The 17,601-nt window shown below is 58.0% G+C and carries 18 protein-coding genes; 4 read left to right on the plus strand and 14 right to left on the minus strand.

Features of this window, described 5'->3' with window-relative positions:
- Nucleotides 1-71 precede the first annotated feature (71 nt).
- Genes hemW through N7V53_RS17220 form a run of 5 tightly spaced genes read right to left on the minus strand, consistent with a single transcriptional unit; the run spans nt 72 to nt 3,379 of the window.
- Nucleotides 72-1,208: a radical SAM family heme chaperone HemW gene (hemW, locus tag N7V53_RS17200; protein ID WP_279794189.1), complete on the minus strand. Its 1,137-nt coding sequence runs from the start codon at nt 1,206-1,208 to the stop codon at nt 72-74.
- The gene (locus tag N7V53_RS17205) at nt 1,201-1,794 is read right to left on the minus strand and encodes an XTP/dITP diphosphatase (protein ID WP_023480913.1); all 594 of its coding nucleotides are present in this window, start codon (nt 1,792-1,794) and stop codon (nt 1,201-1,203) included. The genes hemW and N7V53_RS17205 overlap by 8 nt, the downstream gene beginning before the upstream one ends.
- Before the next feature lie 8 nt (nt 1,795-1,802).
- Nucleotides 1,803-2,093, minus strand: coding sequence for a DUF167 family protein YggU (yggU, locus tag N7V53_RS17210; protein ID WP_042713571.1), 291 nt, complete (start codon nt 2,091-2,093; stop codon nt 1,803-1,805).
- Nucleotides 2,090-2,656: a YggT family protein gene (locus tag N7V53_RS17215; protein ID WP_279794190.1), complete on the minus strand. Its 567-nt coding sequence runs from the start codon at nt 2,654-2,656 to the stop codon at nt 2,090-2,092. The genes yggU and N7V53_RS17215 overlap by 4 nt, the downstream gene beginning before the upstream one ends.
- An 18-nt stretch (nt 2,657-2,674) precedes the next feature.
- Nucleotides 2,675-3,379, minus strand: coding sequence for a YggS family pyridoxal phosphate-dependent enzyme (locus tag N7V53_RS17220; RefSeq protein WP_279794192.1), 705 nt, complete (start codon nt 3,377-3,379; stop codon nt 2,675-2,677).
- Nucleotides 3,380-3,396: 17 nt separating this feature from the next.
- On the opposite strand from N7V53_RS17220, the gene N7V53_RS17225 reads away from it, so the two are divergent.
- Entirely contained in the window at nt 3,397-4,377 is a 981-nt protein-coding gene (locus N7V53_RS17225; protein ID WP_279794193.1) for a type IV pilus twitching motility protein PilT, read from the plus strand.
- Here the strand turns inward: N7V53_RS17225 and N7V53_RS17230 are convergent.
- Nucleotides 4,374-6,632 carry an FAD-dependent oxidoreductase gene (locus N7V53_RS17230; protein WP_279794195.1) on the minus strand — a complete coding sequence of 753 codons (2,259 nt, stop codon included), beginning with the start codon at nt 6,630-6,632 and terminating at the stop codon, nt 4,374-4,376. The genes N7V53_RS17225 and N7V53_RS17230 overlap by 4 nt on opposite strands.
- 67 nt (nt 6,633-6,699) lie before the next feature.
- Here N7V53_RS17230 and N7V53_RS17235 point away from each other — a divergent pair, with 67 nt between their 5' ends.
- The gene (locus N7V53_RS17235; protein WP_023480979.1) at nt 6,700-7,392 is read left to right on the plus strand and encodes a transcriptional regulator; all 693 of its coding nucleotides are present in this window, start codon (nt 6,700-6,702) and stop codon (nt 7,390-7,392) included.
- Nucleotides 7,393-7,523: 131 nt separating this feature from the next.
- On the opposite strand, the gene ruvX is transcribed toward N7V53_RS17235, so the two are convergent.
- The 8 genes from ruvX to metK form a co-directional block, all read right to left on the minus strand.
- Entirely contained in the window at nt 7,524-7,940 is a 417-nt protein-coding gene (gene ruvX, locus N7V53_RS17240) for a Holliday junction resolvase RuvX (RefSeq protein ID WP_023480823.1), read from the minus strand.
- Nucleotides 7,940-8,503, minus strand: coding sequence for a YqgE/AlgH family protein (locus N7V53_RS17245; protein WP_279794197.1), 564 nt, complete (start codon nt 8,501-8,503; stop codon nt 7,940-7,942). The genes ruvX and N7V53_RS17245 overlap by 1 nt, the downstream gene beginning before the upstream one ends.
- Nucleotides 8,504-8,621: 118 nt before the next feature.
- Nucleotides 8,622-9,569 carry a glutathione synthase gene (gene gshB / locus N7V53_RS17250; RefSeq protein WP_270221498.1) on the minus strand — a complete coding sequence of 316 codons (948 nt, stop codon included), beginning with the start codon at nt 9,567-9,569 and terminating at the stop codon, nt 8,622-8,624.
- A 13-nt stretch (nt 9,570-9,582) separates the two neighbouring features.
- Nucleotides 9,583-10,314, minus strand: a complete 732-nt coding sequence (rsmE, locus tag N7V53_RS17255) for a 16S rRNA (uracil(1498)-N(3))-methyltransferase (protein WP_023480745.1) — start codon at nt 10,312-10,314, stop codon at nt 9,583-9,585.
- A 67-nt stretch (nt 10,315-10,381) separates the two neighbouring features.
- Nucleotides 10,382-11,080, minus strand: coding sequence for a deoxyribonuclease I (gene endA / locus N7V53_RS17260; protein ID WP_279794199.1), 699 nt, complete (start codon nt 11,078-11,080; stop codon nt 10,382-10,384).
- A gap of 87 nt (nt 11,081-11,167) precedes the next feature.
- Nucleotides 11,168-11,674, minus strand: coding sequence for a SprT family zinc-dependent metalloprotease (locus N7V53_RS17265; protein ID WP_071789543.1), 507 nt, complete (start codon nt 11,672-11,674; stop codon nt 11,168-11,170).
- 83 nt (nt 11,675-11,757) lie between these two features.
- Nucleotides 11,758-13,152 carry a sugar porter family MFS transporter gene (locus N7V53_RS17270; RefSeq protein ID WP_023480709.1) on the minus strand — a complete coding sequence of 465 codons (1,395 nt, stop codon included), beginning with the start codon at nt 13,150-13,152 and terminating at the stop codon, nt 11,758-11,760.
- A 403-nt stretch (nt 13,153-13,555) separates the two neighbouring features.
- Complete coding sequence (gene metK, locus N7V53_RS17275; protein WP_023480766.1) at nt 13,556-14,710, minus strand: methionine adenosyltransferase; 1,155 nt, start codon at nt 14,708-14,710, stop codon at nt 13,556-13,558.
- A gap of 684 nt (nt 14,711-15,394) precedes the next feature.
- On the opposite strand from metK, the gene N7V53_RS22385 reads away from it, so the two are divergent.
- Both N7V53_RS22385 and speA read left to right on the plus strand, forming a co-directional pair.
- Entirely contained in the window at nt 15,395-15,532 is a 138-nt protein-coding gene (locus N7V53_RS22385) for a hypothetical protein (protein WP_312119146.1), read from the plus strand.
- An 8-nt stretch (nt 15,533-15,540) separates the two neighbouring features.
- Complete coding sequence (speA, locus tag N7V53_RS17285) at nt 15,541-17,517, plus strand: biosynthetic arginine decarboxylase (protein WP_071789546.1); 1,977 nt, start codon at nt 15,541-15,543, stop codon at nt 17,515-17,517.
- The last annotated feature ends 84 nt before the right edge of the window (nt 17,518-17,601 follow it).

The following is a 17,601-nucleotide window of genomic DNA, read 5'->3' on the forward strand; positions in this document are numbered from 1 at the left end:
GTAAATAATCACATCGCTAAAATAATTAAGGGGAAATAATATTTCCCCTTAATTTTGTCTCTCACTTCATGTTACTCATTAAGAAACAACTCAAGCAATGAATTGAGGAACAGCTTACCGTGCTCGGTAATCTGCCAGTGCGTTGCGCTCTCGGTCAGATAATTGAGCGCCACCGCCCGCTCAATTTGCGGACGAATGATCTCTTCATCCAGCCCGGTATATGCGGAAAACTCTGCCCGCGGGGCTGCCTCCAGCAGGCGGAAACGGTTCATAAAGAACTCGAACGGTTTATCCTGCTCTTCTACATCATGCTGCTTATCAAGGTAATTTCCCTGCATATAGCCGCGTGGATGACGCGTTTTCGCCGTACGCAAAATGCGCCCATCCGCGAAGGTCACTTTGCCGTGCGCACCGCAGCCGATACCGAGATAGTCGCCAAAGCGCCAGTAGTTCAGGTTGTGCTGGCACTGATAGCCCGGTTTGGCATAGGCCGAGGTTTCATACTGCTGATAACCGGCGGCCGTCAGGATTTGGTGCCCCTGCTCGAAGATATCCCACAGCGCGTCATCATCCGGCAGCACCGGCGGGCGCGAGCTGAAGAGCGTATTGGGTTCGATAGTAAGCTGATACCACGACAGATGCGGCGGGTTTAAGGCGATGGCCTGGCGCAGATCGTCGAGCGCTTCGTCAACGGATTGATCCGGCAAGCCGTGCATTAAATCGAGGTTGAAGCTGCGCAGCCCCAGCCCGCTTGCCAGATGTGCGGCACGTTTAGCTTCTTCGGGGCCGTGAATACGCCCGAGGCGCTGCAACTTGGTTTCGCTGAAACTCTGCACGCCAATCGAAATACGGTTAACGCCGGCGCGCTGGTAGTCGGCGAAGCGGTCAGCCTCAACGGTGCCGGGGTTCGCCTCCATGGTAATTTCCGCATCACTCGCCAGCGGCAGACGCGCGCGAACGCCGTCAAGCAGGGTCTGCATCGCCGGGCCGGAGAGCAGGCTTGGCGTACCGCCGCCGATAAAGATGGTCTTTATTTCCCGTCCCTGGGCGTATGCGGCATCACGATCCAGATCAGCAAGCAGATGCTGGACATAGTCGTCGTGCGGCACTTCACCCTTCAGCGCGTGGGAGTTGAAGTCGCAGTAGGGGCACTTCTGCACGCACCAGGGAATGTGGATATAGAGACTCAGAGGCGGCAAATCAGCCATTACGCATTGCTTCCAGTAACAGGGTTAACGCCTGACCGCGATGGGAGAGGGCGCGCTTCTCGTCGCGCGTCAGCTCCGCGGCGGTTTTGCCTTCGGAGGGGACGAAAAAGATAGGATCGTAACCAAAGCCGCCGCTGCCCGCAGGCGCGCGGGCAATGACGCCAGGCCAGCTACCGTGGCAAACCAGCGGCGTCGGATCGTCGGCGTGGCGCATATAGACCAGCACACAGTGGAACTGCGCCTGGCGCTCGCCGTCCGGCACGCTCTGCAGCGCGTCGAGCAGTTTTTCCAGGTTCTGTTGATCGCTGGCTTCAAGGCCAGCGTAGCGTGCGGAGTAGATCCCCGGCGCGCCGCCCAGCGCATCGACTGCCAGCCCCGAATCATCGGCAATGGCCGGTAAACCGGTCACTTTTGCCGCATGGCGGGCTTTCAGAATGGCATTTTCAATAAAGGTCAGCCCGGTCTCTTCAACGGATTCGACGCCCAGCTCGGTTTGTGCGACCACATCGAGGCCGAAATCATTGAGCAGCGAGGCAAGCTCGCGCACTTTACCGGCATTACCGGTGGCGAGGACAACTTTTTGCATAGCGGATCCTAATTTATCAGCGCCGCGACTTCCGTCGGGATCTGTTGCGGATGAACGATTTTAATCTGTTTATGGCGGCCCAGTTCGCCCTTTTCGATCAGCACCTGGCTTTTCGCAACGCGGAACTGTTTAGCGAGAAATTTCACCAGGTGCGCATTGGCCTGGCCATCCACTGGCGGGGCGGTGATGGCGACTTTTACTTCGTCGCCATGCAAACCGATAATCGCGTCGCGGCTGGCTTTCGGCTGTATATAAAGCCGTAAAACCAGCCCGTCCTGAGAGGATACAACGGCACTCATAGTGCCATCCACAGCCCCGGCAGCAGCATATCACCGGTAGATTGCAGCAGTTCGGCAATCCCCATATTGAGCACATAGAGCAGCAGCACGAGGATCATCGGCGAGAAGTCGATGCCGCCCATTGCTGGTAGCAGATTGCGGATCGGGCGCAGCAGCGGCTCGGTCAGCTGGATCAGCGCGTACTCAACCGGGCTGCGGCCCTGGCTGACCCAGCTCATGATTGCCATTACCAGCAGCACCCAGAAAATCATCAGGCCGATGGTTTTGACCAGAATCAGCAGGGCAGATATCCAGATAATCGGCTGCAAGGTGACCACCATAAACAGCACGATCGCCTTGATAAAACTCAGCACAAAAGCGACCAGCAGCGAGGCGCTGTCCAGCGGCCCCATCGCCGGGATAATGCGGCGCAGCGGCCCGACAATCGGCTGGGTGGCTTTAACGACAAATTGCGAAAAAGGGTTATAAAAATCACAGCGTGCCCACTGCATCCAGACGCGCAACAGCAGAACCATGGTGTAGAGTTCAAGCACTGTTGAGAGCAGGAAAGTCAACGTCTTCATGGCGTTCCTCAGTTTCTCTTACTTTTTTGTGTAATCGCGCGCACCAAAAATGGCGGTACCAATGCGCACCATCGTACTGCCCGCCGCGATGGCTGCGGACATATCATCCGTCATGCCCAACGACAGGGTATCGACCGTTGAATAGCGCGTTTTAAGCGCCTCAAATGCTACAGCCATTTGCCGTGCCACGGCAAACTGCCGTTCGTGCTCCGCTTCCGGTGCCGGGATCGCCATCAACCCGCGCAGGCAGATGCCCGGCAGTTCAACGAGTTGCGCGGCAAGCTCATCCAGTTCGCTCAGGGCGATACCGGACTTGCTCTGCTCATCGCTGATGTTGATTTGGATAAGAACATTTAGCGGCGCGCGCGTTGCCGGGCGCTGCTCGCTAAGGCGGCTGGCGATGCGCAGACGGTCGACAGTGTGGCACCAGTCGAAGTGCTCCGCTACCAGACGGCTTTTGTTGGACTGCAACGGGCCGATAAAGTGCCACTCCAGCCCGCTGATGCCCGCCTGCTGGAAGTGCTGGATCTTCTCCACCCCCTCCTGCACATAGTTTTCGCCAAACGCACGTTGTCCGGCATCGATCGCTTCTGCGACGTCGCTCGCAGGCTTGGTTTTACTCACTGCAAGTAACGCAACTTCTTCTGAAGCCCGGCCGCAGCGTGCCGCCGCAGCGGAGATTTTGTCCCGGACCTGTGCCAGGTTATGCGCGATATCGTTCATGATTCCAGGATGGCGTAATGGATATAGAAGAAATAGTGGCGCTTAGTGTAAAGCATAATGTCTCGGATCTACACCTGTGCAGTGGTTGTCCACCGCGCTGGCGACAGCACGGGCAGCTTACCGCTGCGCCTTTTGACCAGCCCGACATCAGCGCACTGCTCAGCGGGCAGCTGACCTCCCTGCAACAGCAGCAGTGGCGCGAAACGAGACAGGTGGATTTTGCGCTCACCACCGCTGGCGGCAGGCGGCTGCGCGCAGGCGCGTTTGCCCGCCACGGCGGCATATCATTAGCGCTGCGCCTGTTGCCACAGCGCTGCCCGCAGCTTAGCGATATCTCTGCTCCGGCGGCGCTGACTGAACTGCTGGCGCGGGAGAACGGTCTGATCCTCGTCACTGGCGCGACCGGTAGCGGTAAATCGACAACCCTTGCGGCGATGGTGCAACACCTCAATCATCAGGCCGGGGGGCATATTGTGACGCTGGAAGATCCCATTGAGTTCGTGCACCAGAGCGGCAACAGCCTGATCCAGCAGCGCGAGATAGGTCAACACTGCGCCTCGTTTGCCGACGGGCTGCGTGCAGCGCTGCGCCAGGATCCGGATGTGATCCTGCTTGGCGAGTTGCGCGATAGCGAGACGATCCGCCTGGCCCTGACCGCCGCCGAAACCGGGCATCTGGTGCTGGCGACCCTGCACACGCGCGGCGCGGCGCAGGCCGTCGAGCGGCTGGTGGATAGTTTCCCGGCACAAGAAAAGGAGCCGGTGCGCAGCCAGCTGGCGGGCAGCTTGCAGGCGGTGCTGGCGCAGAGGCTGGAGGCAGATAAGCAGGGCGGGCGCGTGGCGCTGTTTGAGTTGCTGATTAACACCCCGGCGGTGGCGAACCTTATTCGCGAAGGCAAAACCCATCAGCTGCCCGGCGTGATGCAAACCGGGCAGCAGCAGGGGATGCAGACCTTCGCGCAGAGCCAGCAGCAGCGGGTGCGCGAAGGGCGGCTTTAGTGAAGATGCAGTGCGTAAACTGCGGGCAGCGCGCCTGCGGTGGCGATGATCTCCAGCCTGACGCTGCTTGCCGTGATTGGGCGGGTGAAACGGTGCTGGCAGACGGAGTGGTGATTATCATCAACCTCTGCCAGCAGCCACTCGTCAGCCCACAGGCGATAGTGCGTAATGCAGTGCGGCGTGACGGCAAGCGGGTGTCCCATCTGCACGGACTCCATGGCGTTATCGAAATCGTTGTCCTGCACCAGCGTCAGTTGGTTAATCGCCTGCGGGCTATCCCAGCGCCAGACGATCTCCGGTGCGGCGTCATCCATCGCCGGGGACCAGGCGTTGATCTGCTGCTCGGGGCGCAGGCGGCCGTTGAGCACATTCTGCATGCCCCAGGCGGCAATCGGCGGATCGCAGCGCAGGGCGGGCATGATCTGCGCAGGGTGGCGGCGAGGCAGCCAGAAGTCGAATTCGTCGACGCCGTAATCGCCATCGGCGACCTGGCGGGTGTGTTTAGCAACGCGCGCATTAAGGCTGTTAAACACCGTCATGATGCCCGGCAGACGCGCATCGGTAAGCGCGATCTCAACCTCTTCATGGGCGGCGAAGGCGAGAAAAACGTACTGGTTGCGTTCGCTCTGCCACTGGAAGGTGATGGTCTGCTCGCCTTCGCCAGCCACGCTCAGCACCTGCTCCTCAAAGTGGCAATCGGGCGTGAAGTTACCGGCACGGACGCTGCCGAGCAGCGAGACCGTCAGCTCCGTCGGCCGCTTTGCCCGCAGCCGCAGGGTGATGGAGGGCACGGTATGGCCCGCCGGGACAGGCAGCAGCAGTGCCATCCTCTCCGCCAGCGGATGCCAGTTGCCGTTGGGCGCGAGCGCCGTCAGGCTGTACTCGCTGCTGGCCGTGACGCTGGCACCTGCCGCCGGGTCGTTGAGCCACTGGCGCGGGATATAGCAGCCGTTAAGCTGCAACTGCTGTTGCAGCGCGCCGATATGCTCACGCTGTGCCAGGGCCTGCGGTGTGAGGCCGCGCGCATGACAAAGCGCGGCGGCGCGGCCCACCACCTCGCCGAGCAGGCCGCAGGTACACATCACGCGGGCGCTGCCGAAGGCGACGTGGGATGCGGAGATAATCCGCCCGGTCAGCAGCAGGTTATCCAGCGAGCGGCTGTAGATGCTGCGAAACGGGATGGTGTAGGTGCCTTTGCTGTGAAACTGACGGCAGCCGTCATGGGTGCTGTAGACGCCGTCCGCCGGATGCAGATCGATCGACCAGCCGCCATAGCCCACAGCGTCATAGTGGTCGCGCTGCTCGATAATATCCTGCTGGCTCAGCAGATGGTCGCCCACGAAGCGGCGGCTTTCGCGCTTGCCGGGGATCGCGCCGACCCACTCGATGGTCATCTTCTCCGCTTCCGGGAAGTTGCCGGAGTTTTTGATGTGATCCCAAACGCCCCAGACGATCTTCCACAGCTCCCATTTGATCTCTTCGCTCTCATGCACGGTATCAAGACGCCCGCCCCACTCAAGCCACCAGAGATCGCAGCCGTTAAGGGTGGAGGTGAGGCGTTTATAACGTGGGATGGCGGTAATATCTTTCAGCGCGAAGGAGGGGGGAACAAAGTTAACCGGCCCGTCAGTCTGTTTGGTGTAGAAGTAGATGGAGTGGCCGAGCTTGTGGCCGAAGTTGTCGCCGGGTGCCATTTTCTCCCCGAGCTCCTCTGCCTCTTCTGCGCCCTCACGATATTCGGCACCCGCCAGATAGCCGAGCACGCCGTCGCCGGTGGCATCACAAAACTGTGCGGCGCTGACGCTATAAAAGGTCTCATTGATGGGGTTGAAGGCTTTCACCTGAGTGATGGTCTGCGCCTCTTTTTCCACCTCAAACACGGCGGTATTGAGCAGTAGCGTCAGGCCCAGCTGGCTTCTGGCAAGGTCGAGCAGCACCAGGTCAAACATCACCGGGTTGCCCTCTTTATTGCGCCAGAGGTTCTCCTCCATGATCTCGCCCATAATGCCGCCTTCGCGCGCCCAGCGGTTGTTGTTGCCCATATGCGATGTTGCGCCGTTTGCCCACAGGCGCACTTCGCTGGAAGCGTTGCCGCCGAGCACCGGTCTGTCCTGGATCAGCACCACATCCAAACCGTCGCGCGCTGCTGCCAGCGCGGCGCACAGCCCTGCCAGCCCGCCGCCCGCGACGACCAGATCGGCGTGCAGTTGCCGGGTCGGAAAAGCTCTGGCATCGGTGTGAGGAAAGATTTTCATTATCTTGTTTCCTTTTTGACTGACGGTAGAATCGTTTTTTCCAGCCAACTGAAAAGCGAACCCTGCAATGTCTTCTCAACCGAACCAAAGTCTGATTGATGGCATTCGCTGCCTGCAGTACCTCGTCTCCAGCGATCGCGCCATTGGCTGTCGTGAGCTGTCGCGTCTGATGGGCATTAACACCACCCGCGTAAACCGGTTATTGATGACCATGGCTTCCATTGGCCTGACCATGCAGGATGCGCAGCGTCGCTACCTTCCCGGCCCCGGCATTCATGCGCTGGCGGCGCAGGCCATTCGTGGTTCGGCGCTCTTCTCCCACGCGCTGCCGCTGCTGGAAAGCTACGCCCCGAAAGATATCGTCGTGGCGATGGGCGTGCTGTGGGAGGATCAGGTGATCTATATCTACCACTCTGAACCCGGCAGCCAGGTGAGCCAGGCGCTGGCCGGTTTCCATATGCTGCCTGCCTGGCAGTCGGTCATCGGCATGTCGTTGCTGGCGGCAGAGAGCGACGAGGCGCTGCAACAGCGCTTTACGCCGGAGCAGTGGCAGCAGCTTGGCCCGCATGTTGCCCAGCAGCGCGCGCAGGGGCACGTGGTGTGGCATCACGACGACGGTGAAGTGTCGATGGCGAAACCGCTTGGCGCCCACTCCGCAGCGCTCGCGTTTGCCGGTCTGTGGCAGGTTGACGATGCGGTTGTTGAGACGCGCTTAGACGCCCTGCACGAACTGGCTCAGCGCTTAACCGAGAAACCCTGATGGCCTTTATGTTTCTTTTATAGAAACATTGGCGGGAATGCAAAAAGCGGGACTGGAAAGTGTGAGAAGGATCGGCAGAAAGCCGCGAGGCGATCGCGGCTAAGAGAAAAGAGAGGGGAGAACGGGCAGGGTTACGGGTGCAGCTCGAAGTAGCTTTCGAGAATAATCACCGCCGACGCTGAGTCGACGCTGCCTTTATCAAGGGCGCGGAATCCGCCGCGTTCAAACAGCCCCGAACGCGCTTCAACGGTGCTTAACCGTTCATCATGCAGGATCACTTTTGCGCCAAAACGGCCGTGGATTTTATTGGCAAAGTTGCGGGCGCGGGCGGTGAGCAGCTGCTCGGTGCCATCCATATTAAGCGGCAAACCAACCACCACCGCTTCCGGCTGCCACTCTTTGAGCAGGTTTTCGATCCGCTTCCACTCCGGCGTGCCGTCCTGCGCTTTTAGCGCCGTCAGCGCGCGCGCCGTCCCGGTAATGCGCTGCCCGATGGCCACGCCAATGCTTTTGGTGCCAAAATCAAACGCCAGCAGTGTGCCGCTCATCAGGCGTGCCCCGCGACGCCCGGCATGGTCGAAATATCGATGCCGATAAGCTTTGCCGCTTCGCGCCAGCGATCGGCGATGGGGGTTTTAAACAGGATGTTGAGATCCGCCGGCGCGGTAAGCCACGCGTTATCAAGGATCTCCTCTTCGAGCTGCCCCTTATCCCACGACGAGTAACCCAGCGCGACCATCACCTCAGCAGGCTGTTCGCTGGTGCCGAGCGTCTCCAGCACGTCACGCGAGGTGGTGACCACGGTGTTGTCCGAGACGCGAATGCTGGAGGCAAAACCGCCTGGCGGGGTGTGCAGGATAAAGCCGCGATCTTCCGCCAGCGGGCCGCCAAGCAACACCGGTTTATCAAGACGGATCGCCGGGTCGCGATCGACGGCCTCGATTTTCAGTTTTTCAAGCACGCCCTCTACCGTCAGGTTTTCCAGCGGCTTATTGATGATAAGCCCCATCGCCCCTTCCTCGCTGTGCTCGCAGATATAGACAACGGAGCGCCGGAAGAGGGGATCCTGGAGAGCAGGCATGGCAATAAGAAAGTGATGCTGTAAATTCATTGTCAGAGGTTCTGTTCCTGGTTCAAAAAAGCGACAACGTAGTATGGGGGGAAAGCAGGGTGCTGTCACGAGATAAAGCGGGAAGGGCGCGGGCTCTCGCTCGCACCCTGTGTGGCACTTATTTAGCCAGACGTTTTTCGATAGCGTCCATCAGCATACCGGTGATGGAGACCGGGAATTCGGCTTCGATTTCACGGATGCAGGTCGGGCTGGTGACGTTAATTTCGGTCAGGCGATCGCCGATGATATCGAGACCGACGAAGATAAGCCCTTTGGCTTTCAGCACCGGCGCGACTTTACGCGCAATCTCCCAGTCGCTCTCGGTCAGCGGACGCGGTTCGCCGCGACCACCGGCCGCCAGATTGCCACGAGTTTCTCCGCCCTGCGGCACGCGCGCCAGGCAGTACGGCACCGGTTCGCCATCGACTACCAGCACACGTTTGTCACCCTCTTTAATGGCTGGCAGGTAGTTCTGCGCCATGCAGTAGCGAGTGCCCAGTTCGGTCAGAGTTTCGGTGATTACCGAGAGGTTCGGATCGCCCTCTTTGACGCGGAAAATCGAGGTGCCGCCCATGCCGTCCAGCGGCTTAAGGATAATGTCGGTGTGCTTCTGCCAGAAGGCTTTCAGCCGCGCTTTATCGCGGGTGACCAGCGTTTCCGGCGTCAGATCCGGGAACCAGGCGGTAAAGAGTTTTTCGTTACAGTCGCGCAGGCTCTGCGGTTTGTTAACGATCAGCGTGCCTTTCTCTTCCGCGCGCTCAAGGATATAGGTCGCGTAGATATACTCGGTGTCGAACGGCGGATCTTTACGCATCAGCACGGTGTCGAGATCCGCCAGCGCGATATCCTGCTCGCTGCCAAATTCATACCATTTGTCGTAGTTCTGCTCGACGGAGAGGGTACGCGTGCGGGCGCGGGCTTCACCGTTAATCAGGTAGAGATCGGCCATCTCCATATAGTGCAGCTCGTAGCCGCGGCGCTGTGCTTCCAGCAGCATGGCGAAGCTGGAGTCTTTCTTGATGTTAATGTCCGCGATGGGATCCATCACGATGCCGAGCTTAATCATTCTGCTTCTCCTTTCAACCCAGGTCGCCGAAGCGAACCTGAAGCGCGGTGATGGCGGTAAGCGCCGTTGTCTCGGTGCGTAGCACGCGGGGACCTAACAAAATATCCGTAAACTGGTAGCGCGCGGTCATGGCGATCTCATCGGCGGATAGACCGCCTTCCGGGCCAATCAGCAGACGCACGCGCTCGACGGGCAGAGGCAAGGTGTTAATGCTCTGGCTGGCGCGCGGATGGAGGTTGAGCTTCAGACCGCTCTCCTCTTCGGCGCACCAGGCTTCGAGATCCATGGCCGGGCGGATCTCCGGAACACGGTTGCGCCCGCACTGTTCACAGGCGGCAATGGCGATCTTTTGCCACTGCTGCAGCTTCTTGTTCAGGCGTTCGGCGTCCAGTTTAACGCCGCAGCGCTCAGAAAAAAGTGGCGTAATGAGGCTTACGCCCAGTTCGATCGATTTCTGGATGGTGAATTCCATCTTTTCACCGCGCGACATCACCTGGCCCAGGTGAATATGCAGTGGCGATTCACGATCGTCCACTTCGCCGCGCAGCACGCTGACGCGCACGCTTTTTTTATCGGCATGGGTGATTTCTGCCTCGAAAACCTGGTTGGAGCCGTCGAAAAGCTGCACCGCCTGGCCCGGGCCCATACGCAGCACGCGGCCGACGTGGTTGGCGGCATCCTCGCTAAGGGCAATTTCACTGCCCGGCTGAATACATTCTGGGTGATGGATGCGGGGAATGCGCATGTTTTAGATCCGTTCAGATTACCGCCCCGCACGGCAGGGCGGATGTTAACAATGGCGCTAGTGTAGGTTAGCTCTTTCGCGCCATGCAAGCGCGCTGCACATACGGGTTATGGTTGCCCTGAATGGCCGCGATACGCTCATCGCGCGTGCACTCCCACGCAGTGACCGGATAGAGCTTATCCCACGCGGTGAAAAGCTGGGTTTGCTGGCGTGAGAGCGGTAGCTGGTATTGATCGCGCATATAGAAGTAGGTGCGGGCAATCGAACCGCGTGCGCGCGCCGGTGGTTCAGCCAGCTTCGCTTTGAAATCGACCTTCATCTCGCACTGACCATACTGCCCTTCACCGCCGTTCCACTGGCTGTACATAAAGTTGCCGCGATCGCCATTCACCTCGCCCACGGCGGGTTGCAGGTTATGCATATCGCTCTCAATCTTGCGGTAGCCCGGATCTTTGGCGCACTGTTTGCGCCCGCCATCTTGCCAGCACTGACGTAGGTGGCCGAACTGCCAGGCGGGCATCACATGCTCCCACTCTATGCGGCTGGCGCGGTTCTCATTTTTTCGCACTTTATAGCCGCAGGAGGCGAGATCGACGACCCCTTTTTTGCCCTGCCAGTTGATTTTACAGCCGCAGTAAAAATCACCCGGCGCGTCAGCATTCACTTTCACACCGGCTGCTTTGGCCTGGGAAAAGTTGTTGATACCGTTGGCGGCCAGGGCAGGCACTGCCAGCAACGTGAAGAGAAAAGGTATAAAACGGAACATAGCGAACTCCCTGTCAAAACGAGCTCGCAACGTAGCGGAAGGTGCTTCCTGATGCAATCAGTTAGCGCATAAAACTTCTTAATGGAATCAGTTAGCCGCTTCAGCCATTAACGGCTCGCCGCAGCGCACGCAGCGGTAGATCGCCTCGCCGCGCACTACCCGATTATGGCGACGCAGGGTCAGCTGATGCTGCTGGCATTTACAGCGGTAGGGGAAGGTGTTGCGCCGCACCGATTCCAGCTCAAACTGATGCGTTCGCCGCGCAGGCACGCCGAGCACGCTCTCCATCATCCACTTCCACTCTTTGCCGTGCGGCGCAACGCGCCCGAAGTGTTTCCACACCAGCAGGTGCGCCAGCTCATGGGGAACCACTTCATCAATAAAGGCTTGCTGGTTTTCCAGCAACAGCACCGGGTTGAGGCGAATTTCGTAGTCGGCAAGCCACGCCGTACCGGCGGCAGTGCCGCGCTGTTGATAGACCAGTTTCGGTTCGGGGTAGTCACGCTCAAGCTTCTGGTTAGCGAGGGCGAGTTTATCCCGCAGGCTACGCATAACAGCTTGCTGGAGGGCGATGGGGAGGCGGGGTGTTTTCATAACTGCAGAGAATAGGATGGGCGGGACGGGAGTGCAATAAGCAAAAAAGGCTTCCTCCGCAGAGGAAGCCTGAAGGGCGTTAATCAGTCACGGGAACCAATTTCACGCAGCGGACGTCCACGCATCAGGTTGCGCTCGATATGCTCCAGCGAAACGTGTTTGGTTTCCGGCACCAGCCACAGGGTGAGGATAATGAACAGCACGTTCAGACCGCCGTACACCCAGAAGGTGTTGGCATTGCCCAGCGTGTTCAGCATCGTCAGGAAGGTCGCGCCGACAATCATGTTGGCGATCCAGTTAGTGGCGGTGGAGAGGGTGATACCAAAATCGCGGCCTTTCAGCGGCTGGATTTCGGAGCAGAGTACCCAAATCAGCGGACCGGCGCTCATGGCGAAGCCGATGATAAACATCAGCAGCATGGCGACAGCGAAGTACTGCGCAGACGGCGAGTGGATGCCCATATGCAGCATCGTGCCAAGAATACCCATACCGGCGGCCATCACCATAAAGCCCAGCACCAGCGTCGGTTTACGGCCCCAGCGGTCCACCAGACCGATAGCGATAAAGGTCGCCAGCACGTTGGTCAGACCGACGATTACCGTTCCCCACATCTGTTCGGTGGTGTTGGTGTAACCCGCCAGTTCAAAGATTTTCGGCGCGTAATACATGATGACGTTCATGCCGGTGAACTGTTGCATGATTTGCAGCAGCACGCCGAGGAAGACCGCGCGGCGGAAGTTGCTGTTCTCTTTAAACAGCGCCCAGCCGGTCTGCTTCACTTTCAGGCTTTCGCGGATCTCATCCAGTTCGTTTTTCGCTTCGGCGCTGGTATCGCGCAGGCGCAGCAGCACTCGTTCAGCATCGTTAAAGCGGCGTTTCGCGGCGAACCAGCGCGGGCTGTCCGGCAGGAAGAAGACGCCAATCAGCAGCAGCACCGCCGGAATGATGATCACGCCCAGCATCCAGCGCCATGCGCCGCTGTAGCTGAACGCAGTATCAGAAAGGTACGCGCCGAGAATACCGATGGTGATCATCAGCTGATACATCGAAATCATACTGCCGCGGATTTTTTCCGGTGCGATCTCAGAGAGGTAGAGCGGAGCGGTATAAGAGGCGATACCAACCGCCAGGCCGAGCAGCACGCGTGAAACGATCAGGAACTCGACGTTCGGTGCGGCGGCAGAGCAGAGAGAGCCGATAACAAACAGCACCGCGCCGATCATCAGGCTCTTTTTACGCCCGAGACGCCAGGAGAGCCAGCCGCTGCCGACTGCGCCGACGGCAGCACCAAACATCATTGAGCTCACCACCCACTCCTGAGTGTGCGAGCTGATTTGAAAATCTTCCGTGATGAAGGGCAGTGCGCCCGCAATCACGCCAATATCCAGGCCAAAAAGTAATCCTGCCAGTGCTGCGAGGAAGCAGACAAAAAAGGTCATGGCCTTGTTGGAATGCTTCTGTTTCTTATTGTCAGGCATTATGCCCTCCATTCATGTTATGAATTTTATCGTGATAAAAGTTAGGTCACTCATAAGCGAAAAGTCGTGATATGCATCACATGAGTGTAATCGGTTACATTTCGGGCAGGCCACGAATGTAAATAAAAGTGTTGAGGATTATAGGATTCTTGACAATGAATGGTTAATTGCAGGCCGTTATTTCAGACTAAACCGAAGCGTAATGTAACAATTATGACGCGTGACCGTTTCAGCCGGTGAGAGAAGGGGAGGATTTCGTTGAGCGTCTGATGTAATCGCTTTCAAATGAAATAGTTACGGGCAGAGTGAGTATAGCTGCACAAATGGGGGGGATGGTCGCAAAGCGCATAAAAATGAAAAAGGCCAGCGCAAGGCTGGCCTTTATAGCGGTGCGGTCAGTGGATTATTTCAGACCGGCAGCATCGCGCAGCAGCGCGGCTTTGTCGGTTTTTTCCCACGGGAAAGATTCGCGACCGAAGTGACCGTATGCAGCGGTCTCTTTGTAGATCGGGTGCAGCAGATCCAGCATCTGAATCAGGCCGTACGGACGCAGGTCGAAGAACTCACGCACCAGCAGCGTTAACTGCTCGGTGGAGACCTTCTCAGTGCCGAAGGTTTCAACCATGATCGAAGTCGGTTCTGCCACGCCAATGGCGTAGGAGACCTGGATTTCACAGCGGTCGGCAAGGCCAGCAGCAACGATGTTTTTCGCTACATAACGCGCCGCGTACGCTGCGGAACGGTCAACTTTCGACGGATCTTTACCGGAGAATGCGCCGCCGCCGTGACGGGCCATGCCGCCGTAGGTATCAACGATGATTTTACGGCCGGTCAGACCACAGTCGCCCATCGGGCCGCCGATAACAAAACGGCCGGTCGGGTTGATAAAGAATTTGGTAGAGGCGTTCAGCCACTCGGTCGGCAGGATCGGCTTGATGATCTCTTCCATCACCGCTTCCTGCAGCGATTTCTGGTCGATATCTTCTGAGTGCTGGGTAGAGAGCACTACAGCATCAATGCCGACGATTTTGCCATCGTCGTACTGGAAGGTGACCTGGCTCTTCGCATCCGGACGCAGCCACGGCAGGGTGCCGTTTTTACGCACTTCTGCCTGGCGTTCAACCAGACGGTGAGCGTAGGTGATCGGGGCTGGCATCAGCACGTCGGTTTCGTTGGTCGCATAGCCAAACATCAGGCCCTGGTCGCCCGCACCCTGCTCCAGCGGATCGGCACGGTCAACGCCCTGGTTGATATCCGGAGACTGCTTACCGATTGCGCTCAGTACGGCGCAAGAGTTGGCGTCAAAGCCCATGTCAGAGTGAACATAGCCGATATCACGCACGGTATTACGGGTGATCTCTTCGATATCCACCCATGCGCTGGTGGTGATTTCGCCACCGACCAGCACCATGCCGGTTTTCACGTACGTTTCACAAGCGACGCGCGCTTTAGGGTCCTGCTCGAGGATTGCATCCAGCACAGCGTCGGAAATTTGGTCAGCGATTTTGTCAGGATGCCCTTCAGAGACGGACTCGGACGTAAAAAGGTGTTTTGCCATAATAAATTTTCACCTGGTGTAATTCGGTTAGATCGAATTCTGTGTTCGGCTCTCTTCGCGGTGGCTACGCAAAGATGACACAAGAAGTCTGAGTGTTAATCGGTCTGGACGGATTAACATCTGGACGGCTATTTTAGGTTACTTATTCATCCCATTGCCAGCGTTTTTTGATGTATTCCATAACCTGAGGTCTATAGTGACGGAAAATTTTCCCGGCAAAGGGCTAATAACAGCTTTTTTATTTTGCTTTTTCACCCGGTTATCGGTATAAAACGCCGCGCGCGGCTCATCAAAAAAGCGCACGGCATCGCTGCTGTGTCGCCACTTCCAGCCGGGTTAAGCAGTGTATTTAATGGCTTTGGCTTGTCGCGGGTCGTCATGGCTTGCGTGGAGGTGATACGAAATAATGAACCGTCGTTTTCCGAATATTCTGCCGCGTCGTTCTGACGTGCATGCACTTCCCGTCATTCGCATCTCTAATCTGCAAACCAGCCGATGTTATCCCCATTTCGGCGCTTCTCAGGACTCCAGGGCCGGTAAGGCATTGTGATAACTGAACAAGGGCTCTCCTGAGTATCAGGAGTTTTCTCGTGGTTTCGCCGGGCTGTCATACTCGGGTCCGGACAGATGTTTTACTATCATATGAACCAGAAACCGGTCGCGCAGTCGGTGCTTTGGCATGTTATGCCGAAAATCATGGCTGTTTATGGGTTGTTATCGCTATGTGTCACTGCGATAGTAGTCAACTATTTCATCCCCGTGTCGCTTCGCCTTGCCAATGAGCAGCGTGACGTTCACAGGGTATACACTTTGCTTAAGTGAGGTTCGCAATGTCTGACGACATCTCTTCAGTTTCGCCTTCGTCAGCAGGCGAACACGGTGCACTACGTTCCATGCAGGAGGTAGCGATGAGCTCCCAGGAAGCCAGCAAGATGCTACGGACTTACAATATTGCCTGGTGGGGCAATAACTACTACGACGTCAACGAGCTGGGTCACATCAGCGTGTGCCCCGATCCAGATGTCCCCGAGGCGCGTGTCGATCTGGCACAGCTGGTGAAAGCGCGTGAAGCGCAGGGCCAGCGTTTACCGGCGCTCTTCTGCTTCCCGCAGATCCTGCAACACCGTTTGCGCTCGATTAACGCCGCCTTCAAACGCGCGCGTGAATCCTATGGCTATAACGGCGACTACTTCCTGGTTTACCCGATCAAGGTTAACCAGCACCGTCGCGTCATCGAATCCCTGATCCACTCCGGCGAACCGCTGGGGCTGGAAGCGGGTTCCAAAGCGGAACTGATGGCGGTACTCGCCCATGCGGGCATGACCCGTTCGGTGATCGTCTGTAACGGCTATAAAGACCGTGAATACATCCGCCTGGCGCTGATTGGCGAGAAGATGGGCCACAAGGTCTATCTGGTAATCGAGAAGATGAGCGAAATCGCCATCGTGCTGGAAGAAGCCGAGCGCCTGAACGTTATTCCGCGCCTTGGCGTGCGAGCGCGTCTGGCATCGCAAGGCTCCGGAAAATGGCAATCCTCCGGCGGTGAAAAGTCGAAGTTTGGCCTGGCGGCGACGCAGGTGCTGCAACTGGTTGAGATCCTGCGTGAGCGCGGTCGTCTGGACAGCATTCAGCTGCTGCACTTCCACCTCGGTTCGCAGATGGCCAATATTCGCGATATCGCCACCGGCGTGCGTGAATCAGCCCGTTTCTACGTTGAACTGCACAAGCTGGGCGTAAATATTCAGTGCTTCGATGTCGGCGGCGGTCTGGGCGTGGATTATGAAGGCACCCGTTCGCAATCCGACTGCTCCGTTAACTACGGCCTGAACGAGTACGCCAACAACATTATCTGGGCGATTGGCGATGCCTGCGAAGAGCACGGTTTGCCGCACCCGACGGTGATCACCGAATCGGGCCGCGCGGTCACCGCGCACCATACGGTGCTGGTCTCTAATATCATTGGCGTTGAGCGCAACGAATACACCCCGGCTATTCCGCCAGCGGAAGATGCGCCGCGCGCGCTGCAAAGCATGTGGGAAACCTGGCAGGAGATGCACGAGCCTGGGACGCGCCGTTCGCTGCGCGAGTGGCTGCATGACAGCCAGATGGATCTGCACGATATTCACGTTGGTTACTCTTCCGGCACCTTTAGCCTGCAAGAGCGCGCGTGGGCAGAGCAGCTCTACCTGAACATGTGCCATGAAGTGCAGAAGCAGCTCGATCCGAGCAATCGCGCGCACCGTCCGATTATCGACGAACTGCAGGAACGTATGGCGGACAAGATGTACGTCAACTTCTCCCTGTTCCAGTCGATGCCGGATGCGTGGGGTATCGATCAGCTCTTCCCGGTGCTGCCGCTGGAAGGGTTGAATCATGCGCCGGAGCGCCGCGCGGTGCTGCTGGATATTACCTGTGATTCCGACGGTGCTATCGATCACTATGTCGACGGCGACGGCATTGCCACAACGATGCCGATGCCGGAGTACGATCCGGAGAACCCGCCTATGCTGGGCTTCTTTATGGTCGGCGCCTATCAGGAGATCCTCGGCAACATGCACAACCTGTTCGGTGATACCGAAGCGGTTGACGTGTTTGTCTTCCCGGATGGCAGCGTGGAAGTGGAGCTTTCTGACGAAGGCGATACCGTGGCCGATATGCTGGAGTACGTGCAGCTCGATCCGGGCAAGCTGTTAACCCAGTTCCGCGATCAGGTTAAAGAGACCGGGCTGGACGATGCGCTGCAGCAGCAGTTCCTCGAAGAGTTCGAAGCGGGTCTTTACGGCTATACCTATCTGGAAGATGAGTAACCTCACCTCACGGCGTAAGCCGCAATGAAATTAATCCCCTCCCGGCCTTGCCCGGAGGGGATTTTTTTATCTCCGCTGACGGAG

Origin of the sequence: Kosakonia sp. HypNH10 (assembly GCF_029850615.1) — a bacterium.
Classification (GTDB): Bacteria; Pseudomonadota; Gammaproteobacteria; order Enterobacterales; family Enterobacteriaceae; genus Kosakonia; species Kosakonia cowanii.